Raw genomic sequence first — 21,679 nt, 5'->3', positions numbered from 1 at the left:
GGAGACATACATGCCGACGTCGATGAAGCTCGACATCCTCAGCGTGGAGGACGTGCTGTATTCGGGCGACGCACATTTCGTCGTCGTGCCGGGGGAAAGCGGGGAGCTCGGCATCTACCCGCATCATGCGCAGCTGCTCACGCGGCTGCGGCCCGGCGTCGTGACGCTCGTTGCCGCGCCGGGCGGCGAGCACCGCCGCCTGCTCGTCGCGGGCGGCCTGCTGGAAGTCAGCCGCGACGGCGTGACGCTGATCGCCGATCACGCGCTGCGCACACCCGAACTCGACGACCTGCGTGCACGCGAAGCACGGCATGCGGCGGACGTGTGGCGCCGGCGCTTCGCGCACGAAAACCAACGCGCATTCGATTTCGCATCGGCGCGTGCGGAGTTGATGGACGAAATCCGGCGCTTCTTCGCGCTGGCGATGCACCAGCAGTCCGCGCCGCACGACACGCCGGGCGCCGCCGGCTAGGGCGAGCCGGCAGCGCACGCCGTGTCGTACGGCGGGCGCGCTCAGTCGCGCAGCTTGCGAAACCGCGGGGTGCCGTCCGGCAGGTTCTCGTTGAACATCGCTTCCGGCCGCACCCACAGGCCGCGCGCATGCGGCCACAGATGCTCGTATACGACCACCGATTCCTCGGTCTCGGAATGACGGGCGACGCCGATGTAGCGATACAGCCCGCCCTTGTAATGACGATGCGTGGCGAGCTGTTCGGCTTCCTGTTCGGTCATGATCTGCTTCCCTTCGGCAAAAACGAAAGCGCGTATTGTATGCGCTCGCCTGGGTTCGCCCCGCGTCAGCGTTTCGCGTAGATATCGGGGCGGCGGATCTCCATCAGCCGCTCGGGATGCGCGGACGGCCCGAAGCCGACCGGCCGGTACAGTTCGTGCGCGTCGGTCGTCACGAGCATGATGCGGCGCAGGCCTTGCACCATCGGCTGCGCGAACACGTGGTCGATCAGCGCGCGGCCATGGCCCTTGCCGCGTTCGGCCGGCAATATGAACACGTCGCACAGGTACGCGAACGTCGCATGGTCGGTCACGAGCCGCGCAAACCCGACGAGCCGGTCGCCGACATACGCGCCGAAGCACAGCGAGCCTTCGATCGCGCGCTCGACGACGTCGCGCGGGATACCCTGCGACCAGTACGCTTCGCGATGCAGGAAATCGAAGATCACGTCGATGTCGAGTTCGCGCTTGTCGGTGGAAAATCTCAGCGTGGCGGGGGTGGCTGCGGGCACGTCGGCTCTCCGGTCGGATCGGGGGCGGAGCAGCAACGATAGCGCGGCGCGGAGTGGGCGACAAGCGAGGTTCGACTCGACATGTACAGCAAACCGTACAAGATATCCGCTCGTGCCATACTTGTACAGTTTCAAGTACAAGTGAGGCCAATCATGCGCACGATTCACTTTTCGGATGCCCGCGGCAATCTGAAGACCGTCATCGACCAGGTCGTCGACGACGCGGACGTGACGCTCATCACGCGTCGCGACGCGCCGAATGCAGTCATCATGTCGCAGGAATACTATGACAGCCTGATGGAGACAGTTCACCTGCTCCGCTCGCCGGCCAACGTCGCTCACCTCGAGCGCTCGATCGCGCAGTTGCGCAAGGGCAAGACGAAAGAGCACAAGCTCGCGGGGGACGATGAATGAGCGTCCGCCGCGTGCTCTCTACTTCCGACGCGTGGGACGACTACGTTTATTGGCAAGGGCAAGACCGCAAGACGCTCAAGCGCATCAACCAGCTCATTCGTGAAGCCCAACGGACCCCGTTCGAAGGCATCGGCAAACCCGAACCGCTGAAGGCCAATCTGTCCGGATTCTGGTCGCGCCGCATCGACGATACGAATCGTCTGGTCTACGAAGCGGACGATCTTCAGATCAGCATCGTGTCCTGCCGCTACCACTACGAGTAGCAACAACCCGATCCTCCCGCATCGCCTCATGCCCTATCGACTCATCGCATTCGACTTCGACGGCACCCTCGCCGATTCGCTCGACTGCTTTCTCGCGGCGCTGACGGAGGCATCGCGCCTGCACGGCTTTCGCGACGCGACGCCCGAGCTGCGCCCCGCGCTGCGCGGCATGTCGGCGCGCGAGATCATCCGCGCGCTCGAGGTGCCGATGTGGAAGGTGCCGCGCGTGACGATCGACATGCGGCGGCTGATGCGGCCGCGCATCGCGCACGTGAAGCTGTTCCCCGGCGTCGACGCGACCTTCGACGCGCTCGCCACGCGCGGCATCCGCATCGCGATCGCAACGTCGAACACCGAGGACATCGTGCGCGACCGGCTCGGCCCGCACGCGAGCCGCCACGTCGATACATTCGCGTGCGGCATTCCACTGTTCGGCAAGGCGCGCCGGCTGCGCGCGCTCGTGCGCGAAGCCGGCATGCAGCCCGCCGACGTGCTGTACGTCGGCGATGAAATCCGCGATGCCGAAGCGGCACGCCGCGCGCGCGTCGCGTTCCAGGGCGTCGCATGGGGTTACACGGCCCCCGGCGCGTTGCAGGCACATTGCTCGACGCCGTTGCTGCCGCGCCTCGACGCACTGCTCGATCGCGTGTGACGGTGCCGTGCGCATCGCGCGTTCGATTCGACGCGTCGTGACCTGACCCGACGCCGTGCACGCACGACGATGAAACGCCGATGACACGCGAGCACATCGCATCGATTGCATGCACGTCGCGCACGCAAAAATTGCCGCCACGATGCGCGGACAGGTACGCACTACCTGTCCGCGCGCACACACATCGATTCGTCTTACCAACCGTTACACAAACCACAGCGCGGTTGCACCTGCTACCGGAGCGCTCTCCTAGAATCAGTCGGGCCGGGAAACACTTCGAACGCCGCCGCGGCAGAGCGGCGATCGAGCCCGGCCCGGGCGCGCCCGGTCTCTCTCGCACAGCTACGGATCACGCGATCCGTCCGTTAATCAGAGCCCCGATCGAAAGGAGGTCCCATGAACCGCTTTCCCCAAATCTCGCGCCTTGCACTGTCTGCCGCTGGCCTGCTTCTCGTCGCCGTGACGGCGACCGCGCAAACCGCGCAACCGGCGCCGTCCGCACCGGCCGCCGCCACGCAGACGCGCCTCCACGAAGCCGACCAGACCTTCATCACGGACGGCACGAAAACCGTATCGACGCAGCACGACGCCGCACGCATCGCCGATGCGCGCACGTCGGACAGCCAGGTCAAGGCGTTTGCGCAACGCGTGTCGACCGACGATGAGAAGATCATCCAGGCGATGCGCGCGGCCAGCCCGCGCGGCGTCGACGTGCCGGCCAACGATCCCGACAAGGCCGTGCTGGACAGCATCAAGACCCTGCGCGGTGCGGAATTCGACAAGGCGTACATCGAGCAGGTCGCGCTCGCCGGCCAGCAGAAGACGATCTCGGCATTCCAGGCCGAAATCGCGTCGGGCCGCGACACGAAGCTGAAGGAAGTCGCACGCCAGGCGCTGCCGATCCTGCAGGCGCACTACGCGGACGCGCAGAAGCTCGCGCAGCGTCATCACCTCGCATCGGCGCAGTAACGCGATGCACCGCCGCGCATCGTGCGCGGCACCCCGCTTCCCCCCGTCGCGTCGCCGTCCCCCTCTCCGGCGGCGCGACGCACGTCCCGCACGCGATACGCGACCGACGTTACGTCGCGAGCTTCGCTTTCAATCGTTCGCTGACTTCCGGCCATTCGTCGTCGATGATGCTGAAGCGCACCGAATTGCGCTTGCGGCCGTCGGGCATGATCCGTTCGTGGCGCACGATCCCTTCCTGCTTCGCGCCGAGCCGCAGAATCGCCGCGCGTGACTTCTCGTTCAGCTCGTCGGTCGTGAACTGCACGCGCACGCAGTGCAGCGTGTCGAACGCGTACGCGAGCAGCAGCCATTTCGCTTCGGTATTCGCGCGCGTGCGCTGCGCCGATTTGCTCAGCCACGTATGGCCGATTTCGAGCTTGCGATTCCTGCGGTCGATCTTCCAGAAACGCGTGCTGCCGATCGCGCGGTCCGACGCACGATCGACGATCACGAACGGCATCACGGTGCCGGCCGCGCGGCCTTGCAGCGCGGTGTCGATATAGGCGTCGATCGTGTCTTCGCCCGGCACGACCGTGACCTTCAGGTTCCACAATCGACCGTCCGCCGCGGCGTCCAGCAGCACCTGCCGGTCCGATGCCTCGAGCGGCCGCAGGGCGATGCGCTCGCCGGTGAGGGTCGGTGGTTCGACAGAAGATGAAGCGTCGGTCATGGCCGGTTCCGTTTCCGTGAAGGTGACAAGGAGGATGACACTGCGCGCGGCGAAACGCCCATCATACGGCCTGCATCAGCCGGGTAGCGCAGCGAGCCGCTGGCGAATCGCCTTCGCTTCGCCGCGCAGCGCATCGGCGAATGCGTCGACGAGCAGGCTCTTCGGCCGGTGCTCGGGCACGATCACGCTGACGCGGTACGGAAACGAGCGCGTGAGCGGCCGCACGTGCAGGTCGCGCCCGACGAAATCGAGCGCGGTCAGCGGATTGACGATCGCGGCGCCGAGCCCCTGCCGCACGAACGCGCACACCGATACGGCCGACGGCGTCTCGACCACCGAACGCGGCGCGACGCCGAGCTGCGCGAACGCCTCGTCGATCAGGATCCGGTACGGGTCGTTCAGCGACAGGCTCACGAACGGACGATCGGCGAGATCCGCGAGATCGATCGCGCGCTGCGCGAGCAGCGGATGGCCGTCGGGCAGCACGCACACCTCGTCGACTTCGAGCAGCGGCGCGAGCACGGTGCCGGCCGGCGCGACGTCGTGCTCGGTCAGCCCGAGATCGTAGCGCTGCGCGGTCAGCCACTCTTCGAGCACCGGCGACTCCTGCGTCGCGACCGACACGCTGACGCCCGCATGCGCGTCATGAAAGCGCCGGCAGGCGCCGGGCAGGATCGCGTGCGAAAACGCCGGCAGCGCGATCACCGACAACTGCCCGTCGCGAAACTCGCGCAGCCGCGCGGCCGTCGCCGCGATGCGCTCGAGCCCCACATACGCGAGCCGCACGTCGTCGAACAGCGTGAGCGCGGCCATCGTCGGCCGCAGCCGGCCATGCGAGCGCTCGAACAGCGCGAAGCCGACCACCTGCTCCATCCGCGCGAGCTCGCGGCTGATCGTGGGCTGCGACGTATAGAGCATTTCGGCCGCACGCGTCGTGCTGCCGGTGACCATCAGCGCGCGGAAGACCTCGATGTGCCGGTGTGTGAGCATGGCAATCCATATCAGAAATGAATCGAATCTCGATAAACAGGCATTTTACTGTATAGACGTTCGGGTGCATCATTCACGCTATCCGTTCATTCGATCCGACTCATCCGCCATGTCCCTCGATTCCCGCCAGCTCGCGGCGCTCGCGCAGCAATACGGCACCCCGCTGTGGGTGTACGACGCCGACGTCATCCGCGACCGCATCGCCCAACTGCGCCAGTTCGACGTGATCCGCTACGCGCAGAAGGCGAACTCCAACCTGCATATCCTGAAGCTGATGCGCGACGAAGGCGCGTGCGTCGACGCCGTGTCGCTCGGCGAGATCGAGCGCAGCCTCGCGGCCGGGTTCAGTCCGGCAGGCGAGCCGGAAGGCGTCGTGTTCACCGCCGACCTGATCGACCGCCCGACGCTCGCGGCCGTGCTGAAGCACGGCGTGACCGTGAACGCCGGCTCGCTCGACATGCTGGCGCGCGTCGGCGAGCATGCGCCCGGCCATCGCGTGTGGCTGCGCGTGAATCCCGGTTTCGGCCATGGCCACAGCAACAAGACCAACACCGGCGGCCCGCAGAGCAAGCACGGGATCTGGATCGACGACGTGCCGCGCGCGATCGAGATCGTGCGCCAGCATGGTCTGAAGCTGGTCGGCATCCACATGCATATCGGCTCGGGCGTCGACTACGGCCACCTGTCGCAGGTGTGCGACGCGATGGTCGACCTCGTCACGTCGCTCGGCCACGACATCGAAGCCATCTCCGCCGGCGGCGGGCTGTCGATCCCGTATCGCGACGGCGAACCGCGCGTCGACGTCGGTCACTACTTCAGCCAGTGGGATGCCGCGCGCAAGCGGATCGAACGGCATCTCGGCCACGCGGTGCGCATCGAGATCGAGCCGGGCCGCTTCCTCGTCGCCGAGGCCGGTACGCTCGTCACCGAAGTGCAGGCCGTGAACCGCCGGCCGAAGCACGACTTCGTGCTGATCGACGCAGGCTTCAACGACCTGATGCGCCCGTCGATGTACGGCAGCTACCACGCGGTGTCCGTGCACACGCACGACGGCGCGCTGCCCGCGGGCCGCCCGCTCGTCGACATCGCGATCGCGGGGCCGCTGTGCGAGTCCGGCGACGTGTTCACGCAGGACGCAGGCGGCGTGGTCACGCACCGCAAGCTCGCGCAACCGCAGATCGGCGACCTGCTGTTCCTGCACGATGCAGGCGCGTACGGCGCCTCGATGTCCTCGAACTACAACAGCCGGCCGCTCGCGCCGGAAGTGCTCGTCGATCGCGGCACGCCGCGGCTGATCCGCCGCCGGCAGACGATCGACGAACTGCTCGCGCTCGAAACGTTCGAGTAACACGCGCCTTCGCGCCGCGTCCGGCGAACCGGACGCCAACGGCCAGGCTTGCCGCTACCGGCATGCCTGGCCGTTTTGCTTTTCGGCGGTCGACCTCGGAGCAACCGCTCGACCACGCCGTAGCACCTGATGCTGCGCATCCCGTGCAACCGCAGCAGATCGCTTGCACCGCGTTCGATGCCCGGAGAAAAACATTCCACGCCGCGTGGAAAGTCCGTGCATTTTTGGAAGCACTTTCCTTTTTGACAAAACTAAGATTGCCCTCAGTCGTTCAGCATTTGCGTCACCGGAACCGCATCGACGATGCAGCCGGCCTCCCCCACTCGCAAGCCGCACGGGCACCCATGAACACGATGCTTGAACTCTTCGCCGCGCACCGTTACGCCACCGTGCGCGAACGCATGCCGTAACGCATCGCGGCAAACGGCTCGCGCCGTCTCTCGCCGCACCCTGTCCCGCGCCGCATTCCACTGCGGTCCGCTTTCCGCCCACGGCGACGCCGCCCGTCGCCGCGGATTCGTACACCTAAAAATTTCGACAACACCGTTTCGACAACATCCGGAGACAACCATGAAGCCCTTCACCCCGACGCTCAAGCAAACCCTCGCCGCCGTCCTCGTCTGCGTGGCGGCCACGGCATCGCACGCGGCGGACCTGCTCGACACCGTCAAGCAGGCCGGCGTGCTGAAGATCGCGCTCGAAGGCACCTATCCGCCGTTCGACTACCGCAATGCCGACGGTCAGCTCGAAGGGTTCGACGTCGACGTTGCGAAGGCGGTCGCCGCGCGGCTCGGCGTGAAGCCGCAGTTCGTCACGACCGAATGGAGCGGGATTCTCGCCGGGCTGCAGGCCGGCAAGTTCGACGTGATCGTCAACCAGGTGGCGATCACGTCATCGCGCCAGCAGGCGCTCGACTTCAGCACGCCGTATGTGTATTCATCCGCGCAACTGCTGCAACGCCAGAACGACACGCGTGCGTTCAAGTCGCTCGACGAACTGAAGGGCAAGAAGGTCGGCGTGACGATGGGCAGCAACTATGTCGATCTCGTGAAGACGGTGCCCGCGATCGATCTGCAGGTCTATCCGGGCACGCCGGAGAACCTGCGCGACCTCGCGGCGGGCCGTATCGACGCGGCGGTGAACGACCGCCTGATGCTGAGCTACCTGATCAGGAACTCGCACCTGCCGCTACGCGCCGGCGGCGTGCTCGCCGGCGGCGAGGACCGGATGGGCATCCCGTTCCGCAAGGGCAATCCGAAGTTCGCGAAGGCGATCGACGACGCGGTCGCGTCGCTGCAGCAGGACGGCACGTTGAAGAAGATCTCGATGCAGTGGTTCGGTGCGGACACGACGAAGCCGGTCGCGCAATAACACAGCCGTCACGCGCCCGCGCGCATCGACGCGCGGGCCGGCCGCCCCCTCGGCGGCACACGACACACAATCAGGAGACACGCGATGGAAGCATTCGATCTGGTCATTCACACCCTGCCCGTGATGGTGAAGGGCGCGCTGCTCACGCTGAAGTTCGCGGTGGCGTCGATGGCGCTCGGCCTCGTCGTCGGGCTCGTGGTCGCGATCATGCGGATCGGCAGCAACCGGCTCGCGTCCGGTCTCGCGCAGGGCTACGTCAGCCTGATGCGCGGCACGCCGCTGCTCGTGCAGATGTTCGTCGTCTACTACGGGCTGCCCGATCTCGGCATCACGCTCGATCCGACGACCGCCGGCATCTTCACGCTGACGCTCAACGCCGGCGCGTACCTGTCGGAAAGCATGCGCGGCGCGATCCTCGGCATCGGCCGCGGACAATGGGCGGCCGCGCACAGCCTGGGCCTCACGCACGTGCAGACGCTGCGCCACATCGTCTGCCCGCAGGCGCTGCGCCTCGCGGTGCCGAGCCTCGGCAACACGCTGATCAGCCTGATCAAGGACACGTCGCTCGTGTCCGTGATCACCGTCACCGAGCTGCTGCGCTCGACGCAGGAAGTGATCGCCGCGACGTTCCAGCCGCTGCCGCTCTACCTCGCGGCCGCCGCGATCTACTGGGTGCTGAGCACGCTGCTCACGCGCCTGCAGGGCCGCGTCGAGACGCGCCTGTCGCTGCCGTCCACGCATTGAACATGCGCACGTCATTCAACCCGAACCTCACCCGCGGACAACCCATGATTACGCTCGACAACGTCTCGAAGTGGTATGGCAAGCATCAGGTCCTTTCGGCATGCAGCGCGGCGGTATCGAAAGGCGAAGTGGTCGTCGTCTGCGGGCCGTCCGGCTCCGGCAAGTCGACGCTGATCAAGACGATCAACGGTCTCGAGCCGTTCCAGAAAGGCAGCATCGTCGTCGACGGGATGCGGCTCGGCGATCCCGCCGCGAAACTCGCGCAACTGCGCGCGCGGGTCGGCATGGTGTTCCAGCATTTCGAGCTGTTCCCGCATCTGTCGATCACCGACAACCTGACGCTCGCGCAGGTCAAGGTGCTCGGCCGCCGCAAGGACGAAGCGATCGAGAGCGCGATGAAGCTGCTCGATCGCGTCGGCCTGAAGGCGCACGCGCATAAGTATCCGGGGCAGTTGTCCGGCGGGCAGCAGCAACGCGTCGCGATCGCGCGCGCGCTTTCGATGAACCCGGTCGCGATGCTGTTCGACGAACCGACTTCCGCGCTCGACCCCGAGATGATCAACGAAGTGCTCGACGTGATGGTCGAGCTCGCGCGCGACGGCATGACGATGGTGTGCGTCACGCACGAGATGGGCTTCGCGAGGAAGGTCGCGCATCGGGTGATCTTCATGGACCAGGGCGCGGTGGTCGAGGATGCGGCGAGCGATGCGTTCTTCGCCGCGCCGCGCTCCGAACGCGCGCGCGACTTCCTCGACAAGATCCTGCATTGACCGCGCGACGGCCTCGCTCCCATTTCACCGACTTTCAAAGGACGACATCTTGAACCACCTGCATTCGACCGACACCCTGCTCGCTCACGAAGGCCGCTCGCACGGCCAGCCCGGCTCGCCGGTGAACCCGCCCGTGTATCGCCAGTCGACGCTGCTCTTTCACGGCACCGACGCGCTCGACGCGGTGCGCGGCACGCCGCTCGCGTACGGGCGCCACGGCAGCCCGACCACGCGGGCGCTCGAGAAGGCGCTCGCGCGCCTCGAAGGTGCGCACGCCGCGCTGCTCACGCCGAGCGGGCTCAGCGCGATCACGACCGCGCTGCTCGCGGTGCTGAATCCCGGCGATCATCTGCTGATGGCCGACTCGGTGTACGACCCGACCCGCTCGTTCTGCGACGAGACGCTCGCGCGGCTCGGCATCGAGACGACGTACTACGATCCGTCGATCGGCGCCGGCATCGCGTCGCTGATGCGGCCGAACACGCGCGTGGTCTTTACCGAATCGCCGGGCTCGCTGACCTTCGAGGTGCAGGACATCCCCGCGATCTGCCGCGTCGCGCACCAGCACGGCGCGCTCGTGCTGCTCGACAACACGTGGGGCACGCCGCTGAATTTCCGCTCGTTCTCGCACGGCGTCGACGTGTCGATTCACGCTGCGACCAAATACATCGCCGGACACTCCGACGTGCTGATGGGCGTGATCCTGACGACCGAAGCGCTCGCGCAGAAGGTCACGCGCTGCTACCGGCAACTCGGGATGACTGTCAGCGGCGACGATGCGTACCTCGCGCTGCGCGGCCTGCGCACGTTGTCGGTGCGCCTCGAGCGCCACCAGCGCAACGCGCACGTGCTGACCGAATGGCTCGCGCGGCAGCCGGAAGTCGCGCAGATCCTGTATCCGGCGCGGCCGGGCGATGCCGGCCATGCGCTGTGGCAGCGCGATTTCACCGGCGCGTGCGGATTGTTCGGCCTGGTGCTGCATCCGCAGCCCGACGATGCGGTGCGCGCGCTGCTCGACGGCATGACGTGCTTCGGCATGGGCTACAGCTGGGGCGGCTTCGAAAGCCTGATCATCCCGTCGAATCCGTCGCGCCACCGGACCGCGACGCAATGGCAGGCGGCCGGCCCGCTGCTGCGCATTCACGCGGGGCTCGAGCATCCGGACGACATGATCGCCGACCTCGACGCCGGGTTCGCGAGAATGCGCGCCGCCGCGGCCGCGCTCGCGGAAGCCTGAGATAGGGCAGCCTCACCCCGCACCACCCTTTTTCTTCAACGTTCGACCACCCAGACCACCCACTGATAGCGAGGCCATCATGAAAGACACGCTGTTCATTCTCCGCCCGGGGTTTTTCAAGGACTCCGAAGGTCCATTCTACTGCGGCGACTCGGTTGCCGTCGAAGGGCTGCTGAGCTTCTATCCGCAGCTGCGCGACGCCGTCGCGGTCGAGTACATCGACGCACCGCGGCCGCGCCAGCCGATCGTCGCGCTGATCGGCGAGGGCAACCAGTCGGCGCCGGTGCTCGTGCTCGGCGACGGGCCGGCGCCGAAGGATGACGCGGTCAGGATCCGCGAACACGACGGCCGGCGCTTCATCGATTCGCCGGCCGACATCCAGCGCTATCTGTCCTCGCAATACGGCGTCGCGCACGCCGCGTAAGCACGCCGCGTAAGCACGCCGCATAAGCACACCGCGGCTGATTCGCCGCCGGCAGGCAATCGGCGCATTGCTCGCGCTCGACACATTCGCGCAACACGCGTTCGGCGCCAGCAACGCCAACGGCCAGGCTTGCCGCTGCCGGCAAGCCTGGCCGTTGTGCCTTTCGGCGCGGCGCAGGCGCGCTGTTCGATGGACACATGAAGCGCGCCGTCGAAGTTGCCGAGCGTTCATGCGCAGTCGCATGACGCATGCGCGTCGCGTGACGCCGCCGCACACCCTGCGCCGCCTGCGTCGACCGGATCCGGCGCCTGCTTCCCGGGTGTTCGGTCACGCCCCCGGCCATGACTTCCGCCGCATTGTTCACCCGCCGCGCGCCGCGCACAGTGGCCACACGGCTGCGCGTCCGCTTCGACCCGCGCGCCGTCTCGACGGCCGAGCGACGCCGGGTTATCGACACGAGGGGACATCGTGCAACTTCGACTCACCACCGGCAGTGACGACCAGGACGATCTCGCGGCGCTCCGCGACGCGACCCGCCGCAACGGCACGCGCGCGACGCGGCAAGCCGTCGACGCGTCGCCGGACACGCTCGACTTCGTACTGTCGTACGGCGTGAATCCGACCGATCGCGCATTCGACGTGCCCGACTCGCTGCAATACATCGCGCACAACGACGGCCGCAGCCGGAGGGAAGTCGTCGTGTTCGCGGTCGACCGCACGCGAACGCGCTGGCAGCGCGTCGCCGAAGCGCCGTGCGAGCGCCACCTGTCGAGCGCGGATCGCGAACGCGTCGCGATCCACGCATTGGACGTGGACGTGCCGGGCGCGGACGGTGCACCGTGACATGGGCGCCCCGCGCTTCGGACGCTGGCGCGCGCGGCAGGCGATGCCGGCGCCGCCACGCGCGCCGGACGATCTCGCCGCGCAGCTGTGCGACGAATGCGAGGCGATGGCGCGCTATGCGCTCCATCACGGGCTGCCGATCGAGCCCGAACTCGTCGCGCGGCTCGCGGCGTTGATCGCGGCTGCAGGTTCGGCCAGCCCCACGGCCAGCCCGACGGCCGGCGCATCGACCGCCACGCCGCTGACGCCCGCGCAGCAGCACGCGCTCGCGGCGATCCACCGCAAGCTCGCGACGCTCGTCGCGCCCGCGACGCCGCAAGCGGTGGCCCTGCTCGACATGCACCGGCGCCAGGCGCACCCGTTCGCGTGGCTCGGCCCGGTGCCGCTGATCCGGCTGCTGACCGGCTCGGCGCTCGGCTTCCTGCTCGCGGTCGTGCTGACGAGCCTGTCGCCGCAAGTGTCGGGCGAGAACATCGAGCGCGGCTTCCTGCAATCCAACGGCATGCAGCTGCTGTGGAACACGACGTTCCTGCTGTGCTGCGCGGGCCTCGGCGCCTCGTTCGCGACGCTGTTCCAGGCGCACCACTACGTCGCCGCGTCGACCTACGATCCGAAGTACGACGCATCGTACGGCGCGCGGCTGATCCTCGGCGTGATCGCCGGCCTGATCCTCGTCGAGATGCTGCCGGCGCAGCTGTTCGCGCAGGGCAGCATGCACAGCTTCGGGCGGCCGGCGCTCGCGATGCTCGGCGGCTTCTCGGCGACGGCCGTGCACCGCGTGCTGCAGCGGCTCGTCGAAACGCTCGAGACGCTCGTGCAGGGCGATCGCTCGGCCGACGTCGGCGCGGCGCTTGCCGCGAATCGCGCCCGCGCTGCCGGCGAACGCGCGCAATGGCAGGGCGAACTGGCGGCGAGCCTGCTCGACCTGCAGCAATCGCTCGACGGCGCGGCGTCCGCCGACGTCGTCCGTGCGCGCCTTGCCGAGTTCACGCGCGCGATGCTCGCGGCCCATCCCGTCCCCTCGGGCGCGGACGATCCGTTCCCGCCCGACGCGCCCCGGCAGTAGCGCGCCGCCGCGCTGGCGGGCCGGCCCGGCCGGCACGCCCGTCACACGCATCAGCCCGGTGCATGGCAGGCCGGCGCAAACGGGAAGCCGGCTGAATCGGACGGCACGTGGCGTGCGAGCCACAGCGCCGCCTCCGTCCGGTTGCTCACGCCGATCTGGCGGAACAGCGCGTACAGATGGTTCTTGATCGTGCCTTCCGCGACGTTCAGCACGCGGCAGATCTGCTTGTTCGACTTGCCTTCGGCCAGCAGCCTCAGCACCTCGCGCTGGCGCGGCGTGAGGCGCTCGAACGCGCGCTCGTCGCCGGGCGGCACGCCGCCCGGGCGGCCCTGCGTCGCGCCGCCGTCGTTGGGCGGCACGTAGATCGCGCCGGCCGCGACCCGGCCGAGCGCATCCGCGAATTCGTCGGCGCTCGCGTGCCGGTCGATGATGCCGGCCGCCCCCGCCAGCAGCGCATCGGCAATCGTACGGCGGCACACGGCGGCCACCACGCACAGCCACGGTGCGCCGGCGAACGTCTCGTGCAGCACGCTCGGCCAGCTCGGCCGTGCGGCGTGCTCGTCGCATTCGATCGTGATTGCCTCGACCGTCTCGGGCAACAACGCGTCGCGCAAGCGCAATACGTCCTCGGGACAGCGGGCCGACCATACGTGCCAGTTGACATCGCGTTTACACAGTACGTCCGCCACGCCCGCGACGAATAACGGCGGGCTATCGATCATCATAACGTTCATTGCGCGGTTTCCTCGAAATCGGGATGCTCGGTTTAGGTCTTTTTGCTTCCCTACCCGGCGTTTTTTTTACCGCTCTTTTCCTTGCCGCGCACTAGGCCCGTTGCTCCGTGACGAATGGCCTAATCGGTCCATCCCGGGCTGCGCGCATGCCGCCGGCCTGCTCGCGGCGGCCCAGGCCGCCGGTCATGACGGACGTCATATTTTGTAAACGCCGTCAATTTCCTAACTTGAATAAAGACAGCGAATTTCCGCTGTCTCCCACACGCAGAAGGAGTTTATTCATGGACGCGAATTTCATCGGCTCAGTGATTAACGCTTTACCCATGGACCAAATGATCGCCGGCCCGTTAAAAGCGATGATCAGCGCGCAGACGCAGGCCGCGAAGAGCTATGCGGATTTCCTGATGCAGGTCTGCATCCAGGGCGGCAAGGCCGTGGCCGTCCAGTTCGACTACGACGAGACGCTGGTGGACGAAAGCGGCGTGTCGAAAGGCGTCGTGCAGAAGACGATGCGCATCCCGCTGCTCGCGGCGATCGTCCACCCGATCATCGCGATCGAGGAAGGCACGATCGACTTCGAGATGGAGATCACGCAATCGGAGAAGTCGTCGTCGTCGACGGAAGCCGGCGGCGAATTCCAGGCGAAGCTCGGCTGGGGCCCTATCAGCGTCAGCCTGTCGGGGCGCGTGTCGCACAAGTCGGAGCAGACGCGCAGCACCGACACCCGTGCGAAATACTCGATCCACACGCAGGTGAAGCGCCAGGCACCGCCCGAGGCGCTGATGCGCGTGATCGACTTCCTGACCGAAGCAGCGACCAAGCCGGTCGTCACCGAAGGCCGCGCGAAGGACGTGAAGCCGCTGCCGGCGACGCCGACCGACGGCAAGCTGGTCGGCGACGCGTCGGGCGGCAATGCCAGCGCGCCCGCCGGGGCGGGGTCGGGCGCGGGCGCGCAGCAGGCCGAGCACGCATAAGCGCGCGGGCCGGCCATGTTCAGGCTCTTCAGACGATCGCGCCGGGCGAGCGGACGCGACGACGCGATAACGCGCACGGGCGGCGGCACCCTGCCGGAACCGGACGGGCCGGTCGCGCCGGCGGCAGGCGCCGCGCCGGGTGGCGCGGGCAGTGCTGGCGATGCGGCCGGCCCGGGCGCCGCCGCGCCGGCGTCGGCAGCCACCGCCGATCCGGCGTGCGGCGCACCGGCCGATGCTGCCGGCGCCCCTGCCACGCCCGTTCCCGGCACGAACGGTGCGCCGGCCGACGGTGCTTCACCGCCCCCGCCGCCGCCCCCGCCCGCGCCGCCCGGCGCGCCGGCCGACGACGGGCGCCCGCCGCCGCGCGGCATCGCGCTCGACGAAATCGCACGCGGGATGCAGCACGCGGCCGCGGCAGCGAACCAGCTACTCGCGCATCAGTACACGGCCGTGCTCGACCAGTTCTTCGACCGGCGCGACGACGGCCTCCTCGCGCCGCGCGAGGTCACGGTCGCGCTCGACGCCGAGCACGCGATGCCGGTGCCGCTCGTCGCGCTGGCCACCCCGCGCGGGCTCGCGCTCGACCGGATGATCGTGCACCTGACGGTGCGCGGCGACTTCACCGAGGCGCTGCCGGCCGGCGGCATCGCGGGCGACGACCAGCGCGGCCGCTTCTACGTGACGTTCGCGCCGCGCTCCAGGAACAGCGGCACGCAGGACGGCGCGCAACGGCGCGACACCGAGCACATCGACATCGAGATGCAGTTCGCGGCGCTCGCGCCGCCCGAAGCGATCATGCGCGTGATCGACGAATACACGCATCGCCTGGTGCCGCGCGCACGGCCGGGCAGCAAGGAGAACGACGATGGCGAACCAGCCTGAACGCACCGGTGCGCAGGGCATCGCGCTGATCAAGCAGTTCGAGGGGCTGCGGCTCGCGCGCTATCTCGACGCGGTCGGCAAGCCGACGATCGGCTACGGGCACCTGATCCTGCCGAACGAGCGCTTCACGCGAGCGCTCACGCCGGCCGAAGCGGAGGCGCTGCTGCGGCGCGACCTGCGCGGTGCCGAGCTGAACCTGCGCAAGCTGCTGCGCGTGCCGGTCACGCAGCAGCAGTTCGATGCGCTGATGTCGTTCGTCTTCAATCTCGGCGCGGGACGGCTGCGCTCGTCCACGCTGCTGCGCTACCTGAACGCCGGCGCGAGCACGCACGCGGCCGACCAGTTCCTCGTGTGGAACAAGGCCGGCGGCAAGCCCCTCGCGGGGCTCACGAAGCGCCGCCGGGCCGAGCGCGCGCTGTTTCTGTCGTGAGCGCCGTGACGCCGCACCGGCCGAACGTCACGGGTCGCCGCGCATGCCGTTCGCGCCATTTCGTGTGTCGTCGGCTGCCAGTAAGCTGAAACCGTCGCTGAAGTCTTGCCGCACCTGATCCGTTCCAACCATTCGTCACTCGTCACTCGTCACGATAGGAGTCCAGCATGAACGTCACTCGCTCGCCCGGCCGCTCGAAGCCGCCCCGCTCCGCCGTCTCGCACACGCTGCGCCGCGCGCTGGGCGCGGCCTGCGTCGCCGTTGCCGCGGTTGCCGCCGCGGCGACGATCGCGCCGCACGCCGCCATCGCCGCCACCGCCGATCCGTTGCCCGCCTATGCGGCCGACCTGCAGCGCACGTCGGTGTCGGGGCTATCGTCCGGCGGCTTCATGGCCGCGCAGTTCGACGTCGCGTTCTCGAGCCGGCTGATCGGCGCGGGCATCGTCGCGGGCGGCCCGTTCTATTGCGCGGGCGTGAACGAGTTGATTCCACCGGCGGTGGCCGCGACCACGCTGTGCATGCAGCCGATCGGCCCCGCGCCATCCGCGGCCGATGCGTGGCGCGCCGCGCGCACGTTCGCGCAGCGCGGCGAGATCGACGATCCGGCCGGCCTGCGCGGACAGCGCATCTACGTGTTCAGCGGCGCGAAGGACACGGTGGTGTCGACGCGCGTCGTCGACCAGACCGCACGCTTCTACACGCTCGCGCAGGTCCCGGCCGCGAACCTCCAGTACCGCGAATCGCCGGACGCCGGACATGCGTTCATCACGAACCGCCCCGAGGACAACGCGTGCAGTGCGAACACGAGCCCGTATATCGACAACTGCGGCTTCGAGCAGGCGCACGACATCGTGCGCTGGATCTACGGCACACCCGACAAGCCGCTCAATCCGCCGGCCGCGCAGGCACGCGGCAAGCTGCTCGCGTTCGACCAGCGCGCGTTCGATCCGCGGCGCAGCGCGTCGCTCGGCGATACCGGCTACGCATACGTGCCGGCCGATTGCGAGCGCGCGACCTGCGCGGTGCACGTGGTATTCCACGGCTGCGTGCAGAACGTCGCGGCGGTCGGCGAGAAGATGATTCGCGGCGTCGGCTACAACGAGATCGCCGATACGAACCGGTTGATCGTGCTTTATCCGCAGGTCGAGAAATCGGCCGTCAATCCGCTCGGCTGCTGGGATTTCTGGGGCTACACGAGCACCGATCCGCTCCACCCCGGCTTCTACCGCCGCGACGCGCCGCAGATGGCTGCCGTGATGCGGATGGTGCAGCGCCTCGGCGCCGCGCGCCAGTAATCCGCGTATCAACCGCCGTCACACAGTCATCGCGCCTTCATCACGAGGAATCGCCATGTTTTCCACGTTCATCGCCCAATGGGAACGCGCGCACGCCGACGCGCTCCAGCTGTTCGGCAACGCCGCCGCGCAGACGACCGGTACCGGCAGCACACCCGGCGGCCCCGCGTGGCGCGCGTTCGCGCACGCCGCGCTGCTCGCCGGCCACCGCTACACGGATGCATGCCAAGCCGCGACCGACGCGTTGTGGCGCGGTCAGCTCGAACGGTTCGCGCTCGGCAGTTCGGCCGCCGCGGTCAAGGAGCTGGCGGCGCTGAACGCGGATCTCGCGACGCGCTTCACACAAAGCCACCTGCAGCATGCGGGCGCGATGGCCGATGCGGCCGCCCAATATCTCGACGATCTCGGCCGCACGCGCGGTCCGGCCGATGCCGCGATGGCGCTCGGCCGCTTCGCCGGCGACCTGCAGGCACAGGCCCGCGCGCATGCCCTGCACGTCGCGTCGCTCGCGAACGGCGTCGCGCCCGCGCTTGCGCAGTGGGCAGACCGCACGCTGCGCGATGAACGCAGCACGCCCGATCAGGAGCAAATGTCATGAACATCAAGCTCCGCTTCATCAATCGCTCGAACGACTGCGGCAACAGCGAGGTCGTGCTGTTCCAGCGCGACGTGATCCCCGATCTCGACGCATTCGCGATCGCGTGGAAGGTGATTCGCTATTGCGGACGCGACTGCTTTCATCCGTTCGACTACTCGACCGACATTGACGTCGCGCTCGGCGACGAGCACGGCAACTTCTCGCCGCGCATCACGGCACCCGTAGGCGTGCGCTTCGTGGTCGACGCTCAGCCGACCGGACGCGGCCGGCTCGTGCCCGATCCGGCCGACGCGCCGGGCGGCGACATCGAGGTCGTCAACCGGATGCGGCGCGGCGCGGTGAACGTCAACGCGTTCAGCGCGGGCCGGCTGATCGCGGCGAAGGAAGCGGTCGCGCCCGGGCAGAAGGCCGTGTTCCGCTTCACGCCGACGCTGTGGATCGGCGTGGCGTCGCAAGTGCAGGAAAGCCGTGCGCTGCACGCGGCGGTGATGTCGAGCGCGAACACGCTGCTGCCGCTGGCGGGCATCGCCGCGGCCGACATCGTGATGACGGGCGGCGGCACCGGCGCCGACGCGCAGCCGTTCGCGTTCGCGCTCGAGCAGATCGTGCGCGCGTAGCGCCGCCCGACACCGTTTGGACCGGCTTGACGGCACGGCTTCACGGCCGGGCCGGCGGGAAAGGTGTGCGGCAGACCGACTGCCGTTTTTTTCAAACTCAAGGAGCAACGACGTGGATATCCAACTGAACCTGATCAACCGCTCGAACGACGCGAACAACTCGAGCGTCGTGATTTTTCAGAAGAACGTGGCGACCGACTTCGACGAACTCGCGATCGCGTGGAAGGTGATCCGCAACTGCGGCCAGGGCGACAACCATCCGTTCAAGTTCCCGATGACGATGAGCGTGAGCGCGAGCGACAGCTGGGGCAACTACATGCCGCAGCAGACCGCGGCGAACGGCCAGGTGTTCCAGGTCGTGCGCTCCAGCTCGGGCGACGTGCTGCAGCTCGGCGGCGACCCGGGCGCGAGCGCCGAGGTGCAGGTGCGCAACGACCTGCCGGCCGGCGCGATCAACGCGACGATCTACAAGGACGGCAGCGCGCTCGCGCGCAAGACGTCCGTGGCGCCCGGCCAGAAGGCCGTGTTCCAGTTCAAGCCGACGATCTGGATCGGCGTCGCGTCGCAGATCGAACAGGGCGCGCTGATGAATTCCGCGGTGATCTCCGACATCAATACGGAACTGTCGCTGCTCGGCATCGCGAGCGCCGACATCGTGATGACCGGCGGCGGCCCGGGCCCGCGCTCGCTGCCGTTCACGTTCCGGCTGGAAAACGTGGTGATGGCGTAACGGTCCGCGCGCCGGCGACGCATCGCCGGCGCTCTTTCAATCAGTTATCCGAATCGAATCAAGGTGACTCATGGACATCAATCTCAACTTCGTCAACCTGTCGAACGACGTCAACAACAGCCAGGTCGTAATCTTCCAGAAGAACGTGTCGACGGACTTCGACGAGCTCGCGATCGCGTGGAAGGTCATCACCAACTGCGGACGCGGCGACAACCATCCGTTCGTGTTCCCGTTGCTGACGACCGTCTCCGCGAGCGATGCCGACGGCAACTACATGCCGCAAAAGCGCGCGGACAACGGCCAGGTCTTCAACGTGTCGCGCGCGACGTCGGGCAACGTGCTCGCGCTGGCCGGCCCGGCGCCGACGTCGCGCGAGATCCAGCTGCGCAACGACCTGAGCCAGGGGGCGATCACCGCGTCGGTCTTCAAGGACAACCGGCTGCTCGCGCACAAGACCGGCATCGTGCCGGGCCAGAAGGCCGTGTTCGAGTTCAAGCCGACGCTGTGGATCGGCACCGCGTCGCAGATCGAACAGGGCGCGGTGATGAATTCGGCCGTGCTGTCCGACATCAACACCGAACTGTCGCTGCTCGGGATCAAGAGCGCCGACATCGTGATGACCGGCGGCGGCGGCGGCACCACCGCGACCGCGTACCAGTTCCGGCTCGCGAACGTGGTGATGGGGTAAACGGCGCACGCGCGACGGCGAACGGGTTGCGCCCGTCGCGTCGTCGCGCGGCCGCGGTGCGTGAATCAGCCCGCCCGCTGCACGGGCGCCATCTTCGAGAAATATTTCGCACCTCCAACGCATCCGACGACCACGACCGTCACCACGAGCATCGACGGCGGCACCGTCTCGTGCAGCAGTCCGGCCGCGAGCAGGAAGCCGAAGAACGGCTGCAGCAGCTGCAGCTGGCCGACGCCCGCGATCCCGCCGAGCGCGAGGCCGCGATACCAGAACACGAAGCCGATCAGCATGCTGAACAGCGACACGTACGCGAGCCCCCACAGCGCGGCGGCGTCGACGCCGTCGAACGTCGCGGGCCACGTGAACCCCGTGAGCGGCAGCATCACCGGCAGCGACAGCACGAGCGCCCACGAGATCACTTGCCAGCCGCCGAGCTGGCGCGACAGGCGTGCGCCTTCCGCATAGCCGAGCCCGCACGCGACGATCGCGGCCAGCATCAGCGCATCGCCCACCACCGACGCGCTGCCGCCGTTGCGCAGCGCGAACGCGGCCACCGCACCGCTGCCGACCAGCGAGAAAATCCAGAACGGCAGCCGCGGCCGTTCGCCGCCGCGCCACACGCCGAACAGCGCGGTCGCGAGCGGCAGCAGCCCGACGAACACGATCGCATGCGCGGACGTCACGTGCTTGAGGGCGAGCGCGGTCAGCAACGGAAAACCGACCACGACCCCGAGCGCGACGACGACAAGCGATGCGGTCTCGGCACGCGTCGGCCGTTTCTGCTTCAGCGCGACGAGCAGGATCAGGCCGAGCACGCCGGCGATCGTCGCGCGCGCGAACGTGAGGAACAGCGGGTCGAGCCCCTGCACCGCGACGCGTGTCGCCGGCAGCGAGCCGCTGAAGATGATCACGCCCAGCAGGCCGCTGAGCCATCCGTCGGTCGTCTTTTGCACGGTAGTTCCTGTTCGGAAAAAGGTGGATGACCGATGATCCGCCGCCCGCGAAAAGCGCGTAAGCTACAGCCCAATACAATTCCGACAAACTGTACTGGACAACTGACCGTACAGTTCCTTCTCGTCATGAACCGCTCCGTGCCGAACCCTGCTCCGCCCGCGCCCTCGCGCACGCGCGTGGAAACCGTGATGGACACGCTGCACGCGCGGATCGCGAGCCGCGCGCTGATGCCCGGCGCACGCGTGCCGTCGATCCGGATGATGGCCGACGCGCTGCACGTATCGAAATCGACCGTCGTCGACGCCTACGAGCGGCTCGCGAGCGAAGGCGTGCTCGTCGCGCGGCGCGGCTCGGGCTTCTACGTGTCCGGCCACGCACCGCCGCTTGCACTCGCCGAGCTCGGCCCGCGCCTCGATCGCGAACTCGATCCGCTGTGGCTGTCGCGCCAGTCGCTCGAAGCCGCGCCGAGCTCCGTGAAGCCCGGCTGCGGCTGGCTGCCGTCGTCATGGCTGCCGGACGAGAGCCTGCGCCGCGCGCTGCGCGCGGTGTCGCGCGACGAACCCGACGCGCTGACCGACTACGCGACGCCGCTCGGGCTGCCCGCGTTGCGCCAGCAGCTCGCGTGGCGGCTCGCGCAGCACGGCGTCCATGCGGAGCCCACGCAGATCATGCTGACCGACGGCGGTACGCATGCGCTCGATCTCGTGTGCCGGCTGCTGCTGGAGCCGGGCGACAC

Annotated in this window: 29 protein-coding genes; 23 read left to right on the top strand and 6 right to left on the bottom strand. The window is 68.2% G+C overall.

Features of this window, described 5'->3' with window-relative positions; all coding sequences use genetic code 11:
- Positions 1-10: 10 nt before the first annotated feature.
- Entirely contained in the window at positions 11-472 is a 462-nt protein-coding gene (gene atpC / locus DIE22_RS32615) for an ATP synthase F1 subunit epsilon (RefSeq protein WP_124606987.1), read from the top strand.
- 41 nt (positions 473-513) lie between these two features.
- Here the strand turns inward: atpC and DIE22_RS32610 are convergent, their stop codons facing one another.
- Both DIE22_RS32610 and DIE22_RS32605 read right to left on the bottom strand, forming a co-directional pair.
- Complete coding sequence (locus DIE22_RS32610; protein ID WP_006751720.1) at positions 514-732, bottom strand: DUF1653 domain-containing protein; 219 nt, start codon at positions 730-732, stop codon at positions 514-516.
- Between the two features lie 65 nt (positions 733-797).
- Positions 798-1,241 (bottom strand): GNAT family N-acetyltransferase, encoded by a 444-nt coding sequence (locus DIE22_RS32605; protein ID WP_124606986.1) that lies wholly within the window; start codon positions 1,239-1,241, stop codon positions 798-800.
- Between the two features lie 153 nt (positions 1,242-1,394).
- Here DIE22_RS32605 and DIE22_RS32600 point away from each other — a divergent pair, with 153 nt between their 5' ends.
- The 4 genes from DIE22_RS32600 (at position 1,395) to DIE22_RS32585 (ending at position 3,539) form a co-directional block, all read left to right on the top strand.
- Positions 1,395-1,655: a type II toxin-antitoxin system Phd/YefM family antitoxin gene (locus tag DIE22_RS32600; RefSeq protein WP_059526792.1), complete on the top strand. Its 261-nt coding sequence runs from the start codon at positions 1,395-1,397 to the stop codon at positions 1,653-1,655.
- A complete protein-coding gene (locus tag DIE22_RS32595; RefSeq protein WP_124499256.1) occupies positions 1,652-1,918 on the top strand; it encodes a Txe/YoeB family addiction module toxin in 267 nt (88 codons plus the stop codon). The genes DIE22_RS32600 and DIE22_RS32595 overlap by 4 nt, the downstream gene beginning before the upstream one ends.
- A gap of 28 nt (positions 1,919-1,946) precedes the next feature.
- Positions 1,947-2,570 (top strand): HAD hydrolase-like protein, encoded by a 624-nt coding sequence (locus DIE22_RS32590; protein ID WP_124606985.1) that lies wholly within the window; start codon positions 1,947-1,949, stop codon positions 2,568-2,570.
- Between the two features lie 396 nt (positions 2,571-2,966).
- Positions 2,967-3,539, top strand: a complete 573-nt coding sequence (locus tag DIE22_RS32585; RefSeq protein WP_124499258.1) for a DUF4142 domain-containing protein — start codon at positions 2,967-2,969, stop codon at positions 3,537-3,539.
- Positions 3,540-3,648: 109 nt separating this feature from the next.
- Here the strand turns inward: DIE22_RS32585 and DIE22_RS32580 are convergent, their stop codons facing one another.
- Together DIE22_RS32580 and DIE22_RS32575 are read right to left on the bottom strand one after the other, a co-directional pair.
- On the bottom strand, positions 3,649-4,248 hold the full coding sequence (locus tag DIE22_RS32580; RefSeq protein ID WP_124499259.1) for a GNAT family N-acetyltransferase: 600 nt from the start codon (positions 4,246-4,248) through the stop codon (positions 3,649-3,651).
- A 75-nt stretch (positions 4,249-4,323) separates the two neighbouring features.
- Positions 4,324-5,238, bottom strand: a complete 915-nt coding sequence (locus tag DIE22_RS32575) for a LysR family transcriptional regulator (RefSeq protein WP_124499260.1) — start codon at positions 5,236-5,238, stop codon at positions 4,324-4,326.
- A 109-nt stretch (positions 5,239-5,347) separates the two neighbouring features.
- Here DIE22_RS32575 and lysA point away from each other — a divergent pair, with 109 nt between their 5' ends.
- From lysA to DIE22_RS32530, 9 genes are all read left to right on the top strand, one after another.
- Complete coding sequence (gene lysA, locus DIE22_RS32570; protein WP_124606984.1) at positions 5,348-6,586, top strand: diaminopimelate decarboxylase; 1,239 nt, start codon at positions 5,348-5,350, stop codon at positions 6,584-6,586.
- A 62-nt stretch (positions 6,587-6,648) separates the two neighbouring features.
- Positions 6,649-6,996, top strand: coding sequence for a hypothetical protein (locus DIE22_RS32565; protein ID WP_124499262.1), 348 nt, complete (start codon positions 6,649-6,651; stop codon positions 6,994-6,996).
- 160 nt (positions 6,997-7,156) lie between these two features.
- On the top strand, positions 7,157-7,957 hold the full coding sequence (locus tag DIE22_RS32560) for a transporter substrate-binding domain-containing protein (RefSeq protein WP_124499263.1): 801 nt from the start codon (positions 7,157-7,159) through the stop codon (positions 7,955-7,957).
- Positions 7,958-8,041: 84 nt separating this feature from the next.
- The gene (locus DIE22_RS32555; RefSeq protein WP_124499264.1) at positions 8,042-8,701 is read left to right on the top strand and encodes an amino acid ABC transporter permease; all 660 of its coding nucleotides are present in this window, start codon (positions 8,042-8,044) and stop codon (positions 8,699-8,701) included.
- Between the two features lie 44 nt (positions 8,702-8,745).
- Positions 8,746-9,471, top strand: coding sequence for an amino acid ABC transporter ATP-binding protein (locus DIE22_RS32550; protein ID WP_124499265.1), 726 nt, complete (start codon positions 8,746-8,748; stop codon positions 9,469-9,471).
- A 49-nt stretch (positions 9,472-9,520) separates the two neighbouring features.
- Positions 9,521-10,708: a cystathionine beta-lyase gene (gene metC / locus DIE22_RS32545; protein ID WP_124499266.1), complete on the top strand. Its 1,188-nt coding sequence runs from the start codon at positions 9,521-9,523 to the stop codon at positions 10,706-10,708.
- 79 nt (positions 10,709-10,787) lie between these two features.
- Entirely contained in the window at positions 10,788-11,132 is a 345-nt protein-coding gene (locus DIE22_RS32540; RefSeq protein ID WP_124606983.1) for a DUF3088 domain-containing protein, read from the top strand.
- A gap of 468 nt (positions 11,133-11,600) precedes the next feature.
- A complete protein-coding gene (locus tag DIE22_RS32535; protein WP_185640742.1) occupies positions 11,601-11,975 on the top strand; it encodes a hypothetical protein in 375 nt (124 codons plus the stop codon).
- 1 nt (position 11,976) lies between these two features.
- Positions 11,977-13,041: a hypothetical protein gene (locus DIE22_RS32530; RefSeq protein WP_124499268.1), complete on the top strand. Its 1,065-nt coding sequence runs from the start codon at positions 11,977-11,979 to the stop codon at positions 13,039-13,041.
- A gap of 50 nt (positions 13,042-13,091) precedes the next feature.
- Here DIE22_RS32530 and DIE22_RS32525 read toward each other — a convergent pair whose 3' ends face one another.
- The gene (locus tag DIE22_RS32525; RefSeq protein WP_124499269.1) at positions 13,092-13,775 is read right to left on the bottom strand and encodes a helix-turn-helix transcriptional regulator; all 684 of its coding nucleotides are present in this window, start codon (positions 13,773-13,775) and stop codon (positions 13,092-13,094) included.
- Positions 13,776-14,056: 281 nt separating this feature from the next.
- Here DIE22_RS32525 and DIE22_RS32520 point away from each other — a divergent pair, with 281 nt between their 5' ends.
- From DIE22_RS32520 to DIE22_RS32485, 8 genes are all read left to right on the top strand, one after another.
- Complete coding sequence (locus DIE22_RS32520) at positions 14,057-14,749, top strand: DUF2589 domain-containing protein (protein WP_124499270.1); 693 nt, start codon at positions 14,057-14,059, stop codon at positions 14,747-14,749.
- Between the two features lie 15 nt (positions 14,750-14,764).
- On the top strand, positions 14,765-15,631 hold the full coding sequence (locus tag DIE22_RS39040; protein WP_260426816.1) for a DUF2589 domain-containing protein: 867 nt from the start codon (positions 14,765-14,767) through the stop codon (positions 15,629-15,631).
- A complete protein-coding gene (locus DIE22_RS32510) occupies positions 15,615-16,061 on the top strand; it encodes a lysozyme (RefSeq protein ID WP_124499271.1) in 447 nt (148 codons plus the stop codon). Before DIE22_RS39040 ends, DIE22_RS32510 begins: the two co-directional genes overlap by 17 nt.
- Positions 16,062-16,228: 167 nt before the next feature.
- Positions 16,229-17,356 carry a poly(3-hydroxybutyrate) depolymerase gene (locus DIE22_RS32505; RefSeq protein WP_124499272.1) on the top strand — a complete coding sequence of 376 codons (1,128 nt, stop codon included), beginning with the start codon at positions 16,229-16,231 and terminating at the stop codon, positions 17,354-17,356.
- A 55-nt stretch (positions 17,357-17,411) separates the two neighbouring features.
- The gene (locus DIE22_RS32500) at positions 17,412-17,954 is read left to right on the top strand and encodes a hypothetical protein (protein ID WP_124499273.1); all 543 of its coding nucleotides are present in this window, start codon (positions 17,412-17,414) and stop codon (positions 17,952-17,954) included.
- Positions 17,951-18,571 carry a hypothetical protein gene (locus DIE22_RS32495; RefSeq protein WP_124499274.1) on the top strand — a complete coding sequence of 207 codons (621 nt, stop codon included), beginning with the start codon at positions 17,951-17,953 and terminating at the stop codon, positions 18,569-18,571. Before DIE22_RS32500 ends, DIE22_RS32495 begins: the two co-directional genes overlap by 4 nt.
- Positions 18,572-18,683: 112 nt before the next feature.
- The gene (locus DIE22_RS32490) at positions 18,684-19,301 is read left to right on the top strand and encodes a hypothetical protein (protein WP_124499275.1); all 618 of its coding nucleotides are present in this window, start codon (positions 18,684-18,686) and stop codon (positions 19,299-19,301) included.
- 70 nt (positions 19,302-19,371) lie between these two features.
- On the top strand, positions 19,372-19,989 hold the full coding sequence (locus tag DIE22_RS32485) for a hypothetical protein (protein ID WP_124499276.1): 618 nt from the start codon (positions 19,372-19,374) through the stop codon (positions 19,987-19,989).
- A gap of 65 nt (positions 19,990-20,054) precedes the next feature.
- Here DIE22_RS32485 and DIE22_RS32480 read toward each other — a convergent pair whose 3' ends face one another.
- Entirely contained in the window at positions 20,055-20,942 is an 888-nt protein-coding gene (locus DIE22_RS32480; protein WP_124499277.1) for a DMT family transporter, read from the bottom strand.
- Between the two features lie 126 nt (positions 20,943-21,068).
- Here DIE22_RS32480 and DIE22_RS32475 point away from each other — a divergent pair.
- The coding region (locus DIE22_RS32475; RefSeq protein ID WP_124606982.1) for a GntR family transcriptional regulator at positions 21,069-21,679 on the top strand (611 nt) is incomplete at its 3' end.

The sequence above is a fragment of the Burkholderia sp. Bp9142 genome (assembly GCF_003853415.1).
In the GTDB taxonomy this organism is placed as follows: Bacteria; Pseudomonadota; Gammaproteobacteria; order Burkholderiales; family Burkholderiaceae; genus Burkholderia.
Note: the sequence above shows the minus strand (reverse complement) of the source record. Positions and strands in the feature narration are given on the sequence as shown.